15 protein-coding genes are annotated in these 16873 nt (G+C 43.2%); 10 read left to right on the plus strand and 5 right to left on the minus strand.

Annotation, left to right across the window (positions count from 1 at the left end; all coding sequences use genetic code 11):
• Positions 1-26 precede the first annotated feature (26 nt).
• Complete coding sequence (locus AC1IR0_RS08215) at positions 27-2966, plus strand: insulinase family protein (protein ID WP_479741273.1); 2940 nt, start codon at positions 27-29, stop codon at positions 2964-2966.
• A 21-nt stretch (positions 2967-2987) separates the two neighbouring features.
• Positions 2988-4127, plus strand: coding sequence for a phospholipase A (locus tag AC1IR0_RS08220; RefSeq protein ID WP_004646777.1), 1140 nt, complete (start codon positions 2988-2990; stop codon positions 4125-4127).
• 70 nt (positions 4128-4197) lie between these two features.
• Here the strand turns inward: AC1IR0_RS08220 and AC1IR0_RS08225 are convergent, their stop codons facing one another.
• Together AC1IR0_RS08225 and AC1IR0_RS08230 are read right to left on the minus strand one after the other, a co-directional pair.
• Positions 4198-5538: a TrkH family potassium uptake protein gene (locus AC1IR0_RS08225; RefSeq protein WP_409653150.1), complete on the minus strand. Its 1341-nt coding sequence runs from the start codon at positions 5536-5538 to the stop codon at positions 4198-4200.
• Entirely contained in the window at positions 5535-6191 is a 657-nt protein-coding gene (locus AC1IR0_RS08230) for a potassium channel family protein (RefSeq protein ID WP_409653152.1), read from the minus strand. Before AC1IR0_RS08230 ends, AC1IR0_RS08225 begins: the two co-directional genes overlap by 4 nt.
• 121 nt (positions 6192-6312) lie before the next feature.
• Here AC1IR0_RS08230 and AC1IR0_RS08235 point away from each other — a divergent pair, with 121 nt between their 5' ends.
• Complete coding sequence (locus AC1IR0_RS08235; RefSeq protein ID WP_409653154.1) at positions 6313-6864, plus strand: hypothetical protein; 552 nt, start codon at positions 6313-6315, stop codon at positions 6862-6864.
• A 41-nt stretch (positions 6865-6905) separates the two neighbouring features.
• Here AC1IR0_RS08235 and ilvA read toward each other — a convergent pair whose 3' ends face one another.
• Entirely contained in the window at positions 6906-8444 is a 1539-nt protein-coding gene (ilvA, locus tag AC1IR0_RS08240) for a threonine ammonia-lyase, biosynthetic (protein ID WP_004646781.1), read from the minus strand.
• Positions 8445-8548: 104 nt separating this feature from the next.
• Between ilvA and rpiA the strand changes: the two genes are divergently transcribed.
• The 7 genes from rpiA (at position 8549) to AC1IR0_RS08275 (ending at position 15273) form a co-directional block, all read left to right on the plus strand.
• Positions 8549-9220 (plus strand): ribose-5-phosphate isomerase RpiA, encoded by a 672-nt coding sequence (gene rpiA / locus AC1IR0_RS08245; protein ID WP_004279784.1) that lies wholly within the window; start codon positions 8549-8551, stop codon positions 9218-9220.
• A gap of 139 nt (positions 9221-9359) precedes the next feature.
• Positions 9360-10040, plus strand: coding sequence for a M48 family metallopeptidase (locus tag AC1IR0_RS08250; protein WP_409653157.1), 681 nt, complete (start codon positions 9360-9362; stop codon positions 10038-10040).
• Positions 10041-10223: 183 nt separating this feature from the next.
• A complete protein-coding gene (argC, locus tag AC1IR0_RS08255; RefSeq protein WP_409653310.1) occupies positions 10224-11279 on the plus strand; it encodes an N-acetyl-gamma-glutamyl-phosphate reductase in 1056 nt (351 codons plus the stop codon).
• 77 nt (positions 11280-11356) lie between these two features.
• Positions 11357-12106: a DUF6776 family protein gene (locus AC1IR0_RS08260; protein WP_004279781.1), complete on the plus strand. Its 750-nt coding sequence runs from the start codon at positions 11357-11359 to the stop codon at positions 12104-12106.
• An 18-nt stretch (positions 12107-12124) separates the two neighbouring features.
• Positions 12125-12538, plus strand: coding sequence for an ATP-dependent Clp protease adapter ClpS (clpS, locus tag AC1IR0_RS08265; protein WP_409653159.1), 414 nt, complete (start codon positions 12125-12127; stop codon positions 12536-12538).
• A 9-nt stretch (positions 12539-12547) separates the two neighbouring features.
• On the plus strand, positions 12548-14824 hold the full coding sequence (clpA, locus tag AC1IR0_RS08270; protein ID WP_005246535.1) for an ATP-dependent Clp protease ATP-binding subunit ClpA: 2277 nt from the start codon (positions 12548-12550) through the stop codon (positions 14822-14824).
• A gap of 95 nt (positions 14825-14919) precedes the next feature.
• Positions 14920-15273, plus strand: coding sequence for a YnfA family protein (locus AC1IR0_RS08275; RefSeq protein WP_180087303.1), 354 nt, complete (start codon positions 14920-14922; stop codon positions 15271-15273).
• A 101-nt stretch (positions 15274-15374) separates the two neighbouring features.
• Here AC1IR0_RS08275 and AC1IR0_RS08280 read toward each other — a convergent pair whose 3' ends face one another.
• Positions 15375-15848, minus strand: coding sequence for a hypothetical protein (locus tag AC1IR0_RS08280; RefSeq protein ID WP_004646787.1), 474 nt, complete (start codon positions 15846-15848; stop codon positions 15375-15377).
• Positions 15849-15952: 104 nt separating this feature from the next.
• Positions 15953-16873 (minus strand): ornithine carbamoyltransferase, encoded by a 921-nt coding sequence (gene argF / locus AC1IR0_RS08285; protein ID WP_004280178.1) that lies wholly within the window; start codon positions 16871-16873, stop codon positions 15953-15955.

Consider the following 16873-nt stretch of genomic DNA (forward strand, 5'->3'; position numbering starts at 1 on the left):
TTTTAATTAAAGCATTAGGAGATCGCATGACTGTAGATGTCACTGAAACCATTTCTCAAACTGTACATCCTGCGTTTCAGTTGGTACGTCAACAACATGTTGAAGCTTTAGACATTTTCGTGTCTGAATATAAACATAAAGTGACTGGCGCCACGCATTATCATCTGGCGACCAATCACGACGAAAATGTCTTTCTGGTGGCGTTTCGTACCCAGCCGATGGATTCTAAAGGCGAAGCACATATTCTGGAACATACTGCGTTGTGTGGTTCAGAAAAATTCCCAGTGCGTGATCCATTCTTCCTGATGATTCGCCGTTCACTGAACACCTTTATGAATGCCTTTACTGCGGCGGACTGGACTGCGTATCCATTTGCGACCCAAAATAGTAAAGATTTCCAGAACCTGCTCGAAGTGTATATGGATGCAGCATTTGCTGCGAACCTGAATCCATTGGATTTTGCCCAGGAAGGCATTCGCATTGAGCTGGAAAATGGCGAGCCTGTCTATAAAGGCGTAGTTTTTAATGAAATGAAAGGTGCGATGAGTTCGCCTTCAGATCAGCTTTATCACACGCTGGCGCATCATTTATTCCCGAATACGACCTATCACTATAATTCTGGTGGGGATCCTAAAGATATTCCTGATCTGACTTACCAGGAGTTAGTTGATTTCTATAAGTCACATTACCATCCAAGTAATGCAGTCTTCATGACCTTTGGTAATAAAACAGCATTCGAACTGCAAGAGCAGTTTGAACATCTGGCATTGTCCAAATTTGAAAAAGGTCAGACGCTGTATCCAACACCTGAAACCCGTTTGACTGCACCATTGACGGTGACAGACAGCTATGCTGTTGATGCTGAAGACCTGCAGGACAAGACCTATCATGTGCTGTCATGGTTATTGCCGGAAGCCAGTGACATTAAACTGCGTTTGGGCATGCGTTTAGTTGAAGGTATCTTGTTAGAAGATTCAGCATCACCACTGCGTCATTATCTGGAAACGTGTGGTTATGCAGATGCCACGGGCCCATTCATGGGCGTGGATGATTCTAATTTTGAAATGACTTTCTACTGCGCGGTACAGGGTTCAAATCCTGAACATGCAGAAGAATTTAAAAATGGTGTGTTTAAGGTTCTGGAAGAGGTTGCGTCTAAACCGGTTGATCAGAACATGGTCGATGCGATTCTGCATCAAATTGAATTGCATCAGCGTGAAATCAATGGTGATGGTACGCCGTATGGTCTGAGCCTGATTCTGAGCGGTTTGGGCAGCGCAATTCATCACCGTGATCCGGTCGAAGTTTGGGATGTGGACTCTGCGATTGCCGCAGTTAAGGAAGAACTGCAAGATCCAATGTGGCTTTCCAATCTGATCAAAGAGCATTTGCTGGATAATCCGCATCGTGTCCAATTGACACTGGTTCCGGATGCGACTAAATCTGCCAAAGAAGCAGCGGATGAAAAAGCGCTTCTGGCTGAAATTGGCAAGAATCTGACTGAAGAACAGAAAGCTGAAATTATTGCGCAGACTGAAGCATTGAATGTGCGTCAGGACACGCCGGATGACTTGAATTTATTGCCGAAAGTCGGTCTGGAAGATGTTCCTGCGGAATTACAGATTGTGCAAGGTCAGTTACGCGAGATTATCTGTAACCGTGTTGATACGCCGTTGAACCTGTATCATGCCGGTACTAATGGTATTTATTACCAACAGGTTCTGGTCAATATTCCGGATGAAGTGGTGCAGTCGCCTTACTTTAACCTGCTGTCGATCCTGATGGGTGAAGTTGGTGCGGGTGAGTATGATTATCTTGAGTTCCAGCAACTGCAAACAGCGGTAAGTGGCGGTCTGGGCATGGGCGCATCTTTGCGTTCTAAAGTCGATGACAAAAACAAAATTACTGCCTGGTTGACGTTGACCACCAAATCTTTGGTGAATCATCTGGATGCAATTCGTCTGTTAAAGATCGGTTTTGAACAGCTTCGTTTTGATGAGAAAGACCGTATTGTTGAACTGTTACAACAGCGTAAAACGCGCTGGCAGTCACGTATTTCCGGTTCTGGACATAGCTATGCAATGCAAACGGCTTCACGTCAGCATAGTGCATTGGCTTTGCGTGATTATCACAATACCGGTCTGGGTGCATTGAACTGGCTGATCGAGCTGGTGTCTAAGATCGAAAAAGATCCGGCTGAATATGATCTGCTGATTGATGAATTAAAACGGATTCATCGGGTCTTGTTGCAAGCACCAAAGCAATTCCTGTTAGTCTGTGAAGAGCCGCAGTCTGAGCATCTGATCGAAGAAATTCAGAATGTCTGGGATAAACTTGAAGTTGATTCTGCACCAGTTTCATTAACTCAAGTCGAAAAAGTAACCCATGACCAGCACGAAGCCTGGTTGATTCAAGCCAATGTCCAGTTCTGTGCGGCTGCTTATCCAGCTGTTGAAGTTTCACATCCTGATGCTGCTGCATTGATGGTACTGGCGGGTTATTTGCGTAATGGCTTCCTGCACAGTGCCATCCGTGAAAAAGGCGGTGCCTATGGTGGTGGTGCCAGCTATGACGGGAATGCCTGTTCATTCCGTTTCTACAGCTACCGTGACCCACGTCTGGCAGAAACTTTCCAGGATTTTGATGCGAGTATTCAGTGGTTACTTAATGCACCACAACAGCCGCATCAACTGGAAGAAGCCATTCTGGGTCTGATCGCCAGTATGGATAAACCGGGTTCACCGGCAGGCGAAGCCATTACTGCATGTTATTCTTACTTGCATCAACGTACACCAGCGTTCCGTAAAAAATTACGTGAACGTTTATTGAATGTCACACTGGATGATTTGCAGCGTGTTGCACAGACCTATCTGGTCGAGCAGCAGGCGACGAAAGCCGTTGTGGCACCAGTGGCAAAACGTGAAATGCTGGAGCAGCTTGGTTTTGTAATTCAACAAGTTCTATAAATAAAAAAAAGAGGATAAGGGATGGCGCTTAATTCGTTTAAGCGCTCAACTCTACAGCTGAGCGTGTTGCTGGGCTGTGCAGTTGGGACGCAAGTGAATGCGGAAGAAACAGTAGTCAACAGTCCCACGCCGGCAACGGCTGAAGCCTGTGCTGCACTGGAAATTAGTGCAGAGCGTCTGGCCTGTTATGATACTTTATTTAAAATTCCGGTTACTGATAAGCCTGCAATCGTTTCTGAACGTCGTGCAGCAGCAGAAATTGCGCCTGAACCCGACAATTTAAAAGCGAAAATTGGTCAGACTGTTTCCAATATTTACGCTTCTGAAGGATCAAAGTTGACGCCGAATCTGTCTTTGCTGGATAGCCGCTGGGAACTCTCTCCGGAAAGTAAATTAGGCACCTGGAACATTCGTTCTTATCAGCCGGTGTATTTGATGCCAGGTTTCTGGACATCAAACAAGAATGAATTACCCGAGAGTGAAAATCCCAACAATATAGAGACAGAGAAACAGAATCTCACCTCAACTGAAGCTAAGTTTCAACTGTCTTTAAAGACCAAGGCGGTTGAAAATATCTTGGGAGATAATGGCGATCTCTGGCTTGGTTATACTCAGTCTTCGCGTTGGCAGGTGTATAACTCGGAAGAATCACGTCCGTTTCGTGAGACCAACTATGAACCCGAAGCCAGTTTGATTTTCCGTACCAATTATGATCTTTTGGGTCTGAATTGGCGTATGTTGGGATTGACCATCAATCATCAGTCCAATGGTCGTTCTGATCCGTTATCACGTAGCTGGAATCGGGTGATGCTGAATCTTGGTTTTGAAAAAGACAATTTTGCCTTGATGGTTCGTCCTTGGTATCGCTTTGAAGAGAAGCGAGAAGATGATAACAATCCAGAAATCAAAAACTATATCGGCCGTGGAGACATGACCGCATTTTATCGTTATAAGGAGCATGATTTTTCATTAATGCTGCGACATACCTTAAAAGGTGGAGATGAAAATCGTGGAGCCGTACAGTTCGATTGGTCATTCCCGATCAGTGGGCGTTTGCGTGGCCAATTCCAGCTATTTGATGGCTACGGAGAAAGTCTGATTGATTATAATCACCGTGCCACGTATGTCGGTTTAGGTGTCTCATTGATGAACTGGTTCTAAGATTCCAAGTTTCGTCATCTTGGAATGAAAATAAAAAACCATGCTGCGGCATGGTTTTTTTATAGATAGATTAACCAATCTGGATTTCTGAAGGTGGATGTTTGAGACGACTCTTTTTCGGAGTCGCAATAAAATAAGCAAGCGTCAGTGGCCCTAGACGCCCTGCGAACATTAACAACATCAGAATGATCAAACTGGCAGGTTGTAGCTCCTCAGTTACCCCTCGGGACAAACCGACGGTACAGGCCGCAGACACGGCTTCAAACAACAGATCCAGAAAATCCTGCTCAGGTTCCAGGATTAATAAGCTCATAAAACCCATCATGATCAACGCTGCAGTAATACACACGACGGCCAATGCTTTAAACGTAGTTTTTTCAGGAATAGAGTGATTAAACAGCCGGATCTCATCTTCGCGTCTTAAAAAACTGATTACGCTGATCACCACAATAATAAATGTTCCGACTTTGATGCCGCCCGCCGTACTTAAGGAGCCGCCCCCGATAAACATGAGCAGCATGGTAATGAGACTGGATGCATCGCTCATTTGTTCCATTGGCAAGCTATTAAAACCTGAAGAGCGGGGAACGGTGGCATGGAACCAGGCATTCACGGCCTGGTCGCCCACACTCATCAGGCCCAAAGTTTGCGGGTTAGAGGCTTCTAACAGCCATAGCACAATAAAAGCACTTAAGTTAAGACCCAGAATTGTTGAGAGGATTAGCTTGCTATTGGTACTTAACTTGCGCCAGCGTTTACGTTCCTTGACATCCATCAGCACCAAGAAGCCGATACCGCCAATGATATACAGCATACTAATGGTAAATGTAATCAGATACTGTCCTGAAAAACTCATCAAGCTATTGGGGAAAAGGGAAAATCCGCCATTATTAAACGCAGAAACACTATAGAAAGCTGCATAAAACAGCGCTTCACCAAAAGGATAATCTTCCAGCCAGGCTAAGGTTAAAATCAGGGTGCCAATCGCTTCGAAAAACAGAGAATATAGGAATACTGCTTTAATGGTAAAACTGACTTTCTTTAAACTGGTCTGGCCAATAGATTCCTGTGCCATCACTTGCTGTCTTAAACCAAGTTTAGGTGACAGGCTCATGAAGGCGAGTATGGCAAAGGTCATAAAGCCGAGGCCACCACATTGCAGCAGGAACATAATTACGATCTGCCCAAAGGGTGTATATGCTTCACCAACATTGACCACAGATAGTCCGGTAATAGTCACAGCAGAAGTTGCGGTAAAAATCGCGTCTAGCCAGCTGATTTCTCCATGATGTGCAATAGGCAGCATCAGCAGCAGGGAACCGATCAGAATTAATCCGAGAAAACCCAAAGCCAGTAAGCTCGGAGGACTGAGGTTAATCGTCCTGTGTTGCTTTAAGTCAGAACTTTTCATAGATGTTTAAAATATTTAGCAAGACGGCGCAAAGGTTCCAGCAATCCTTCAACCAGTAAAATATCGCCTTCTTGAAGAATTTGATTGGCATCTACGTGATATTGCAGGGTAGATCCGCGTTTATGCAATAAGGTAGCGATTTCAGGAACATGCTTCATAAAATGATTCAGTGGCGTACCATGATGATCTGCATGAATTTCAATTTTGACAATATAATGATCATCTTCAAGCGCCATATAGCGACTGACCATCGGATAGCTTAAAGACTGGGCCACCCGAACACCCATGTCTTCTTCAGGGTGAATGATTTTCTCGACATTGAGATGGGTCAGAATCATGTGGTGGGATTTGGATTTGGCTTTCACCCAGATTTTCTTCACGCCCATATTTTTTAAGTGCAATACACATAGAATGCTGGCCTCAATATCCTCTCCAATCGCAACGACAACGGCATCACAGCGCTGAATGTTCAGCTCATCCAGTACATGCTCATCGGTTGCATCGGCAATCACGGCATGGGTCAGTTGATCGGAAATATTTTCGACATATTTTTTACTCAGATCGATACCGATCACTTCATGCTTCAGACTGATCAGCTGCGTGGCCACGGTCGCACCAAAACTGCCAAGCCCAATGACTGCAAATAATGCCATTTGCTATCCTTAATTATTCTAAATAAAGTATTTTGAGTTATGTTAGCGTTAATCTAATCCAAGATGTTTGAAGTTTTACATAATTGATATAAATCGTTTATTTAGAAAGGAAAAGAACTAAATGGTTGAGAATTGTGTGCTTGATTGGGGAGCTATTGCAACGATTGCTGCCGCAATTTTAACGGTTATCGTGGCTTACTGTATTTCAAAGCAATGGAAAACACAAAAGAGAGTTGAGACAGTTTCAAATATTGCAAAGGAAGTTTATCTGGATATTAAAAAATTTGATAAATATTTTGTCCAATATATTGCTTCGCATATTGATAATTTAAATGAAGGACCTAATGAGGGGAATGTGTACTATGGTATTGAAAAAGAATTGAATCCGATTATTTATGATTTATATGTAGGTATGATTTCTAATTTAGAGATCATTCTTGAAGTAGAAAAAGATAAAGATCTTGAACAGCTAAAGGGAAGATTAATTAAAACTTACGAAAAACTTGATCAGCTTCAAAATGACATTTTACATGTAGCTATATTTAGTAAAGATAAAATTTTAGATGATGATCGCAGTAGATATCACAGTATTGATATTAAAGTTGCACACGAAGTTTTAACTACAACTCTAAATAGTTTAAAAAAAATCATTAATAAAATTTATTGTATATGAATAAAAAAACCGCCTCGAAAGGCGGTTTATGTTTGAAAGAATTACTTCAAGAAACGTTGATAACCCAGATTATTGGTAATTTCCTGATATGGATAGGTAATGGTTTCGAGAGTTTCGATCAAGCCGTCCGGATTTTGTTGTGCATCGGTCGCTTCAAGACCTACCAGAACACGTCCTTCAGCAGCGCCGTGGTTACGGTAGTGGAACAGGGTAATGTTATGTGTTGGGCCCAGACGTTCCAGGAACATCAGTAAAGCACCAGGACGCTCCGGAAATTCCACGCGGAACAAACGTTCATTTTCAATATCGGCATGACCACCAATCAGATAACGAATATGTAGTTTGGCCACTTCATCATCAGACAGGTCATCGACGTCATATTGGAATTTTAAAGTTTCATAAATTTCTTGACGTTCTTTCTCACCGTTCTTTAAGCTGATCCCAACAAAGACCTGTGCCGCAGAAGCATCGCTGGCACGATAGTTGAATTCAGTAATATTACGACCTTGCAAAGCACGACAGAAGCTCAGGAATGAACCTTTCTGTTCTGGAATGGTCACGGCAAAAATCGCTTCTTTGCGTTCACCCAGTTCGGTACGTTCAGCGATATAACGTAAACGGTCGAAGTTCATGTTGGCGCCGCAGACAATCGACACCATGTTCTTCCCTTCGATGCCATGTTCAGCCACGTATTTTTTAATACCTGCCAGAGCCATTGCACCAGATGGTTCTACAATGCTACGGCATTCGTCATAAGTGTCTTTAATCGCTGCACAGACTTCATCCGTATTCACCAGCACCACATTCGGTTCCACGATTGGGCCAGAATTGTCCGATTTTTGCAGACGAATCACATCAAATGGTTTTTCACCAATTTGGGCTACAGCTGTACCATCAGCAAATAAACCTACAGATGGAAGAATCACACGTTCATTTGCTTCTAAAGCAGCTTTTAAACAGGCAGATTCGTCGTATTCCACTGGAATGACTTTAACGTGGGGTGCGACATCACCTAAATACGCTGCAACACCTGCGATCAGGCCACCACCGCCAACTGCGACAAACACGTAATCCACATCGCGCCATTGACGCAGGATTTCATTAGCAATCGTACCTTGGCCAGCAATCACCAGTTCATCATCATAAGGCGGAATGAAGGTCATGCCATCTTCCTGGGCACGTTGAATCGCATACTTGTTGGCGACATCAAATGAATCACCATGCAAAACCACTTCGCCACCAAGACGCTTAACCGCCTGTACCTTGATATCAGGTGTGGTTTTAGGCATCACAATAATCGCGCGAATACCCAGCTTTTTCCCTGAGAGTGCCACGCCCTGTGCATGGTTACCCGCTGAAGCAGTAATAACGCCACGTTCCATTTGTGATTTCGGTAATTGACTAATACGGTTATAGGCACCGCGTAGCTTGAATGAAAAAACCGGTTGTAAATCTTCACGTTTAAAGCGGATATTATTATTGAGTCGTTCGCTAATTCGTGGCGCTGCTTCGAGTGGAGTTTCGATTGCAACATCGTAGACCGTTGCTTGTAAAATTTGTCGAACCAAACGAGACAGCATGTTAATTTTCCATCTAACAGTTTAAAATAGGGGCTTATTGTAACAAACCACACGGCTTTGCGGTTTAAAAAAGCTGCAAAAGTCCAAAATAGTTGAGTGAAGCCATGAGTCTATATGCAACCCAAGATGAGAAAAAACAAGCAGCAGCCAAAGCCGCTTTAAAACACTTGCCAAAAGGGGGCATTTTAGGCGTAGGTACAGGCAGTACTGTAAACTTTTTAATTGACTTATTGCCTGAGCTGCAATTGGAAGCTGCGGTAGCCAGTTCAGAAGCAACTGCACAACGCTTGAAAAAACTCGGCATTGAAGTGGTAGATATGAACTCTGTCAGTGGTCTGGATGCTTATGTTGATGGTGCAGATGAAATTGATCGTCATATGCATATGATCAAAGGTGGCGGTGCAGCGCTGACACGTGAAAAGATTGTTGCCTCTATTGCGAAAAAATTTGTGTGTATCGTGGATGATTCTAAATGGGTTGGACAATTAGGGCGTGAGTTCCCGCTTCCTGTAGAAGTGATTCCAATGGCGCGTTCTGCAGTCGCGCGTAAAATCGTATCTTTAGGTGGCGATCCTGCGTACCGTGAAGGTGTGGTCACTGACAACGGTAATGTGATTTTAGATGTGTACAACCTGAATATTCTAAATGCACTTGAACTGGAAAAAACCTTAAACGATATTCCGGGCGTGGTATGTAACGGTATCTTTGCGATCAACAAAGCAGATATCGCCATTGTCGCGACTGATAACGGAATTGAAGAGCGTACAGCGGTTTAATTAAACTTTCTAGAAAAAATCCCTCTAAATCTCCCTGAGCGAAGTTTTGAAGCACTGCTTTAAAACAAGTGCAAGAAGGGAGACTTTTAAAAGCCCCTCTTTGAAAAAGAGGGGGTTGGGGAGATTAAAAAAAACTATAATGACCTTATCCGATCTACCCGAAATCCAAATCACCCGAAATGTCCGTTCAACCCGGTTACGTTTGCGTGTCGATGCGACCCAGATTCGCCTCACAGCCCCGGTTTTTTGCAGCAAAAAACAGATACGGCATTTTATTGAACAATCTGAAAGCTGGCTGATTAAAACCTGGCAATCCCAGCAGGAAAAAATCGAAAATATTGACCGGACGCTACCGAGTGAGCTGCGGTTATTCAATCTAAAAGCACCATTAAAAATTTCTTATCAAAGCCAGAAGAACAACTTCATTTTTGATCATAAAAATCTACAGCTTTGTATTAGCGATCGGCATCCTGAAGAATATTTAAAAGCTTTCGTGATTGCCTACGCAAAAGAACAGCTTCCTCCATATTTAAATCTCGTCTCACAGCAATGTCATTTGCCTTTTAAAAACTGCAGTATTCGACAACCTAAAACCCGGTGGGGCAGTTGTTCGGCCAAGCATGACATTATGTTGAACAGTGCGCTGGTATTATTTCCTGAACAAGTCACGCGTTATGTCGCGGTACATGAGCTGGCACACACAAAGCATTTTGATCATAGTCCACGGTTTTGGGCAGAAGTTGCCAAGCATGATCAGCATTTCCAGCAGCATCGTAAAACGTTAAAAAATACGCCGTTGCCATATTGGTGGGGTGCCTGAAACCATAATTAATAGGTTAGGATTGTTTTATTAAAATAGCCTAAGCAAATTAAAAGTTTCATGATCAAAATCGGCCTTATCCTACTGATCAATTAAAAAACCAGCAAACCCCAGTGAAATGGTTTAGAAAACCTCAACTTCCTGTCATACTAGGCCTTATAAAGGAAACATTTATTTGAGGTAATCATCGTGATTTCAGTGGGTATTGTGGGTGGTACGGGTTATACAGGCGTTGAACTTTTGCGTCTTTTGCTACGACATCCAGATGTAAATGTAACAGCACTGACATCACGTACTGAAGCAGGCCGTCGTGTAGATGACATGTTCCCGAGCTTGCGCGGGCATACCGATCTTAAATTTTCCGATTTAAGTCTGGATTTATTAAAATCATGCGATGTGGTGTTCTTTGCAACGCCGCATGGTGTCGCAATGAAACATGCCGAAGAGCTGGTTGCTGCAAATACAAAAGTGATCGACCTAGCTGCTGATTTTCGTTTACAAGATCTTGAACAGTTTGAAAAATGGTATGGCATGCAACATGCATGTCCAGAACTGTTAAAAGATTCTGTATACGGTTTATCTGAATTGAATCGTGAAGAGATTAAAAAAGCCAATGTGATCGGGAATCCGGGGTGTTATCCAACCACAGTTCAGTTAGGTCTGGCGCCAGTTTTAAAAGCGGCTGAAGTATTGGTGAAACCTGAAAGCATTATTATCGATGCCAAGTCGGGTGTATCAGGTGCAGGTCGTAAAGCTAGTCTGGGCATGATTTATTCTGAAAATGCTGATAACTTTAAGGCCTATGGTGTAGCGGGTCATCGCCATCATCCTGAAATTGTCGAAGCACTGGAAAATATTTCAGGTCAAAAAAATGTGTTTGATCATATTTTATTTGTACCGCATTTGGTGCCAATGATCCGTGGTATGTTGTCGACCATCTATATCGATTTAACTGAAGCAGGCCAAGCAGCAGATTTACAAGCGCTATATGAGCAGTTCTATGCCAATGAAGCATTTGTCGATGTCATGCCGGCGGGTAGTTCACCTGAAACGCGTTCAGTGCGTGGAGCAAATCAGTTACGTATTGCCTTGTATAAGCCACAGCCAACGAAACTGGTTGTACTGGTTGCACAAGACAATCTGGTAAAAGGCGCAGCAGGTCAGGCTGTGCAAAACATGAACCTGATGTTTGGTTTTGCTGAAGATGCTGGCTTAAATAATATTGGTTTATTACCATAAAAAACGTATTAGAACTTCACACACATTTAGATTTGCATTTAAATGTGTGTCTTGATTAAAGCAAACAAGAGATCAAAATGCCGAATAACGAGTCAAATACGACGCTTCCTCAGGAACCCGGTACTAAGAAACCATTCATGAAAGGCAATACCCCCTTAGCCATTGGTGCGGCTGTATTGATCTTAAGCAGTGGCGTACTCGGATATACCGTAGGACATCGTCAGGGTTTGACTGCGGCGGGTTATGATGCGGATGCAGAGCAACTGGTCGATGTGGTACAGACTCAGAAAGCCAGTCTGGAAACACTGAACAAGACGCTGAATACTGCGGTTCAGGAGCGTGATCTGGCGGTCAGCAATGCCAATGATCTGTATCTGGCCATGACCAAGGCACGTGATGAACAGGTGCAGGCCGAAAGTGTGGGAACCATTTATCGCGAAATTTTGCGTCAGCGTGGTGGTCTAGCATTGGCGGTTCAAAACCTGTCCATTAAACCTTTGCCGGAAAATGCCTTTGAATATCAGATTGATCTGGTGCAGGTCAGTCCAGGCAAAAGCCGTGCTTCAGGTAGTGTGGAATTGCGCCTGATTAAAGGGACTGAAATTCTGGTGGTACCACTGGAAGATAAAAACTTTAATTTTGAAAATTATGAGCGACTCACTGGCCGCTGGACCATGCCGAAAGGCTTTAAACCAGAATTTATTGAAGTGCGTCTCACCGGTGCCAAGCCTGTGATTCGTCGTTTTAGTTGGGAACAGGGCAAAGCAGTAGAAAATCAGTCTGCCACCTTGTCCGAAATTCCGAAAACCGAAGCAAATGCAAATTAAGTGTGAAATATAAATCTTATGCCAAGCAATAAACGTCAAATGTGTTTAAGTGATATTAAAAATTCTTTTAATGAGTCTGGAATCGTTGATTGGCATATCAGCCCACGTTTAGCAAATGAACCCTCTGAAGACGGTGATTCTGACCTAGCTGTACAGACTGCACAGCCAGAACTGAAACGTCCACCATTATATGCCGTTGTTTTATTAAATGACGACTATACGCCGATGGAGTTTGTAATTGAAATTTTACAACAATACTTTGCAATGAATCTTGACCAAGCTACACAAGTAATGCTAACTGTACATTATGAAGGAAAGGGTGTAGCTGGGGTTTATCCTCGAGACATTGCGGAGACCAAAGCGAACCAAGTCAATAATTATGCTCGATCACAAGGTCATCCGTTACTTTGCCAAATAGAGCCTAAAGATTAAGGGGGTTACATGCTCAGTCGTCAATTAGAAGTATCACTACGTTTGGCTGTCAGCATGGCTCGTCAAAAGAGACATGAGTTCCTGACCGTAGAACATTTATTGTTAGCCTTGCTTGACAACGATTCTGCCGTGAATGCCCTCAAAGCATGTGGTGCGGACATCATCGTGTTGCGTAAGGAATTAGAAGAGTACGTAGAACAACATACCCCTAAACTTGGTGAAAATAGTGATCAGGCACCACACCCGACAGAAAGCTTCGACCGGATCTTGCAACGCGCGATTTTTCACGTGCAATCAAGCGGTGGCGATCGTACTGTAGAAGGTGCTGATATTCTGGTTGCCATGTATTCTGAGCGTGACTCATTTGCAGTCTATCTGCTTAAACGTCATCAAATTAACCGTCTGACCCTGACTCAGTACCTGTCTCATGGTACCCGTAAAGAAGATGTACAGTCTGAAGAAGAAATCGAAGATCTAGATGGCGAATCAGCATCTTCAGCAAGTTCAGGTCCACTTGAACTTTATACCACTAACCTGAATGTTGAAGCACAAAAAGGTAAGACCGATCCACTGATTGGTCGTGAAAAAGAAATCGAGCGTGCCGCGCAAATTCTTTGCCGCCGTCGTAAAAATAACCCACTCCTTGTCGGTGATCCAGGTGTCGGTAAAACCTCGATTGCTGAAGGGCTGGCTTGGTTAATTGTCAATGGTAAAGCGCCAAAACCACTGGAAAATGCTGAAATTTTCAGTCTGGACATTGGTGCTTTGGTGGCAGGAACCAAATACCGTGGCGACTTTGAAAAACGCTTGAAACAGCTTTTAAATGCGTTGAAAAAGAAACCTGAAGCCGTGCTGTTTATTGATGAAATTCACATGATTATTGGTGCAGGCTCGAGTATGGGCAGTACCATGGATGCATCGAATCTGATCAAACCGGCGCTGGCAAATGGTTCTTTACGCTGCATCGGGTCAACCACATTCCAGGAATACCGTCAGGTCTTTGAGAAAGATCATGCTTTATCGCGTCGTTTCCAGAAAATTGATGTGAATGAGCCATCTATTTCTGAAACTATTGATATCCTACGTGGTCTGAAATCGAAGTTTGAAGATTTCCATCATGTGGAATATGAAGATCAAGCCTTAGTGTCTGCGGTAGAACTTTCTGCGAAATTTATCAACGACCGTTTCTTGCCAGATAAGGCGATTGATGTCATTGATGAAGCCGGTGCTCAGCGCCGTCTCAAAGCAGAACAAGATGACAGTTTAATCACCGTAGAAAATATTGAAGACATCGTTTCTAAAATTGCGCGTATTCCTCCGAAAACTGTCTCTAAAGATGACAAGAGTGTGCTGGAAAATCTTGAGCGTGATTTAAAACGTGTGGTCTTTGGTCAGGATGAAGCGATTGAGGCCTTGGCTTCTGCAATTAAACTGTCACGTGCCGGTTTGAAGTCTCCAGATAAGCCTGTAGGTAGTTTTGTCTTTGCGGGTCCTACAGGTGTTGGTAAAACCGAAGTGACCAAGCAGCTCGCGAAACAGATGGGTGTGGAACTGGTTCGTTTTGATATGTCGGAATACATGGAACGTCATGCAGTGTCACGTTTGATCGGTGCACCTCCGGGCTATGTCGGTTTTGATCAGGGTGGCTTGCTCACCGATGCGATTCACAAAAATCCGCATTGTGTGCTGTTGCTAGACGAGATCGAAAAAGCGCATCCAGATGTGTTTAACCTCTTATTGCAGATTATGGATCATGGTTCATTGACTGATAATAACGGGCGTAAATCTGATTTCCGTAACGTGGTCTTGGTACTCACCACCAATATTGGGGCTGAAAGTATTTCGCGTGTCAGCATTGGTTTTATGGAACAGGACAATAGTAACGATAATCAGGAAGCGATGAAGAAAGCCTTCTCGCCAGAATTCCGTAACCGCCTCGACGGCGTGATCCAGTTCAAGGCATTACCAAGCAGCATTATTGAAAATGTTGTAGATAAATTCCTGACAGAACTCCAGGCACAACTGGATGATAAAAAAGTCATGCTCGAAGTGGATCAGAGCGCACGTGAATGGATGTCTGAACATGGCTATGACCGTTTGATGGGTGCACGTCCAATGCAGCGTCTGATTCAGGAACACCTGAAAAAACCGCTGGCTGAAATGATCCTGTTTGGCGAACTGGCTGAAAATGGCGGTAATGTTGCAGTGTCTGTTAAGAAAGAAAATGGTAAAGCTGTCGGCTTAAAACTTGAAGTCTTTGAAGACCAGACTGCTGAACCCGCCTAATGAACGAAAAGGATTAAACCCGTGCTTGCACGGGTTTTTTCATGTGTTCATGTTTTAAATCATTAAATTCCTTCAAATAGTTCAATAAATAAATTATGGAAATTCAAGTTAGCAAGCTGTTCACGACATTTTTACTGTTTTTAGTCACGGCATTGATGGAAATTTTAGGCTGTTATTTTCCTTACCTGATTTTAAATCAGGGGAGAAGCCACTGGTTATGGATTCCGACAGCTCTGGCTTTAGCGGCTTTTGTCTGGCTGTTAACCTTGCATCCAGCTGCTTCAGGACGAATCTATGCCGCTTATGGCGGTATCTATATTTTTTCAGCGCTAATGTGGTTGCGCTTCGTTGATCAAGTGACTCTATCGCGTTGGGATCTGCTTGGTGGCATGGTGGTGATACTGGGTGCGTTGATTATTATTTTGCAGCCGCAGGGTCTGGTGCGTTAGCAGGATATAACAACAAACCTTATCAAAAAGGTAGCCACGGCTACCTTTTGTTTTCAGGATTCTTGAATCCTGAATCGAAATAAATGTCTTATGTGTTTAGATTATTTTAATTTGCAATCTTTCTGGGAAATATCCGTTTTATATGTTTGTGTCTGCGAGTTCAGGCTGAGTTCAACCTTGTAAGGGTTCTCAATCTGATAGCGATGCTCAAAGAAAATTTCACAATTATTGAGCAGATTATTGCGAATGACTTTCATCACTTCTTTGCGCCCCAAGTCTTTTTCAAACTGGCTAAAATCGGGTGTGATGATCATGCCTTTCAGTGTGGTTTTATTGGCACTTAACTGTAATTGTTCAATAATCGTATTTTGATCAATCTGCAATGGTAAAGTTCTGGAATCCTCTGCACTGAGCACTGCGAGCAATTCATTCAGCTCAGCTTTTTTCTGAATTTTAAATTTGCTGTCAATAATATTTTTTTCTTGAAGATATTGGTCAAATTCAGAAGCATGCACCGGTAAGGCGACACTGCTAAAACCAGTCAAGAGTGCCAAAGCCCAATATTTTTTTTGCATTGTATAAAATCACTTTTTATTCCATTTCAACAATGATTATAAGAGCTGAGACAAAAAAAGCACCAGAGATTGGTGCTTAATTTGTGAAGATTCATCTTAAAAAATTAGTCTTTTTTCAGATTTTCATTAATCAGGAATTCAACCAAAGCTTTTTGCGCGTGCAAGCGGTTTTCAGCTTCATCCCAAACTACGGCATTTTTATGGTCAAGCAGATTTTCTGAAATCTCTTCGCCACGATGCGCAGGCAAGCAGTGCATAAACAAGCAATCCGGATGTGCAAGATCCATCAGACGTTCATTCACCTGATAATCTGCAAAGGCTTTTTCACGGATCTTTTGTTCTTCTTCCTGGCCCATGCTTGCCCAAACGTCAGTCACGATCAGATCAGCATTCACCGCTGCATCTTCAGCAGAAGGAACCAGTTCCACACAATGCGCAAATTCAGACAGGAATTTTTCTTGTGGTTCATAGCCTTTTGGCGCTGCAATTTTCAGATTAAAGCCCCACATATGTGCAGCTTCAATATAAGAGTTACACATATTGTTGCCATCACCAATCCAGGCAACAGTTTTCCCTTCGATTGAGCCACGTTGCTCTACATAAGTCTGCATATCAGCAAGTAGCTGGCAAGGATGGTGGTCATCAGTCAACGCATTAATCACAGGAACTTTCGAATAAGATGCAAAACGCTCCACGATATCATGACCGAAAGTACGGATCATTACGATATCCAGCATGCTTGAAATCACACGTGCAGAATCTTCAATCGGTTCACCACGACCTAACTGGGTATCGCGTGAAGACAGGAAAATTGCGCTGCCACCAAATTGGCTCATGCCAGCTTCAAACGAAACACGCGTACGGGTACTCGATTTTTCAAAAATCATGCCCATCACTTTACCAACAAATGGTTGGAACACTTCATTGTTATGCTGTTTGCGCTTAAGCTCAATTGCGCGTTGCAAAATCTGGTTAAGTTCTAAAGTTGATAAATCGCGTAAGGTGAGAAAGTGACGGAGAGCCAT

The organism is Acinetobacter sp. 129952 (assembly GCF_056642055.1).

Excerpts from the sequence above, each read along its gene's own strand:
- AC1IR0_RS08250 (WP_409653157.1), top strand. The coding sequence starts at position 9,360 with ATGACCTTATCCGATCTACCCGAAATCCAAATCACCCGAAATGTCCGT.
- AC1IR0_RS08275 (WP_180087303.1), top strand. The coding sequence starts at position 14,920 with ATGGAAATTCAAGTTAGCAAGCTGTTCACGACATTTTTACTGTTTTTA.
- AC1IR0_RS08215 (WP_479741273.1), top strand. The coding sequence starts at position 27 with ATGACTGTAGATGTCACTGAAACCATTTCTCAAACTGTACATCCTGCG.
- AC1IR0_RS08235 (WP_409653154.1), top strand. The coding sequence starts at position 6,313 with ATGGTTGAGAATTGTGTGCTTGATTGGGGAGCTATTGCAACGATTGCT.
- clpS (WP_409653159.1), top strand. The coding sequence starts at position 12,125 with ATGCCAAGCAATAAACGTCAAATGTGTTTAAGTGATATTAAAAATTCT.
- clpA (WP_005246535.1), top strand. The coding sequence starts at position 12,548 with ATGCTCAGTCGTCAATTAGAAGTATCACTACGTTTGGCTGTCAGCATG.
- AC1IR0_RS08280 (WP_004646787.1), bottom strand. The coding sequence starts at position 15,848 with ATGCAAAAAAAATATTGGGCTTTGGCACTCTTGACTGGTTTTAGCAGT.
- AC1IR0_RS08260 (WP_004279781.1), top strand. The coding sequence starts at position 11,357 with ATGCCGAATAACGAGTCAAATACGACGCTTCCTCAGGAACCCGGTACT.
- AC1IR0_RS08225 (WP_409653150.1), bottom strand. The coding sequence starts at position 5,538 with ATGAAAAGTTCTGACTTAAAGCAACACAGGACGATTAACCTCAGTCCT.
- AC1IR0_RS08220 (WP_004646777.1), top strand. The coding sequence starts at position 2,988 with ATGGCGCTTAATTCGTTTAAGCGCTCAACTCTACAGCTGAGCGTGTTG.
- rpiA (WP_004279784.1), top strand. The coding sequence starts at position 8,549 with ATGAGTCTATATGCAACCCAAGATGAGAAAAAACAAGCAGCAGCCAAA.
- argF (WP_004280178.1), bottom strand. The coding sequence starts at position 16,873 with ATGGCTCTCCGTCACTTTCTCACCTTACGCGATTTATCAACTTTAGAA.
- ilvA (WP_004646781.1), bottom strand. The coding sequence starts at position 8,444 with ATGCTGTCTCGTTTGGTTCGACAAATTTTACAAGCAACGGTCTACGAT.
- AC1IR0_RS08230 (WP_409653152.1), bottom strand. The coding sequence starts at position 6,191 with ATGGCATTATTTGCAGTCATTGGGCTTGGCAGTTTTGGTGCGACCGTG.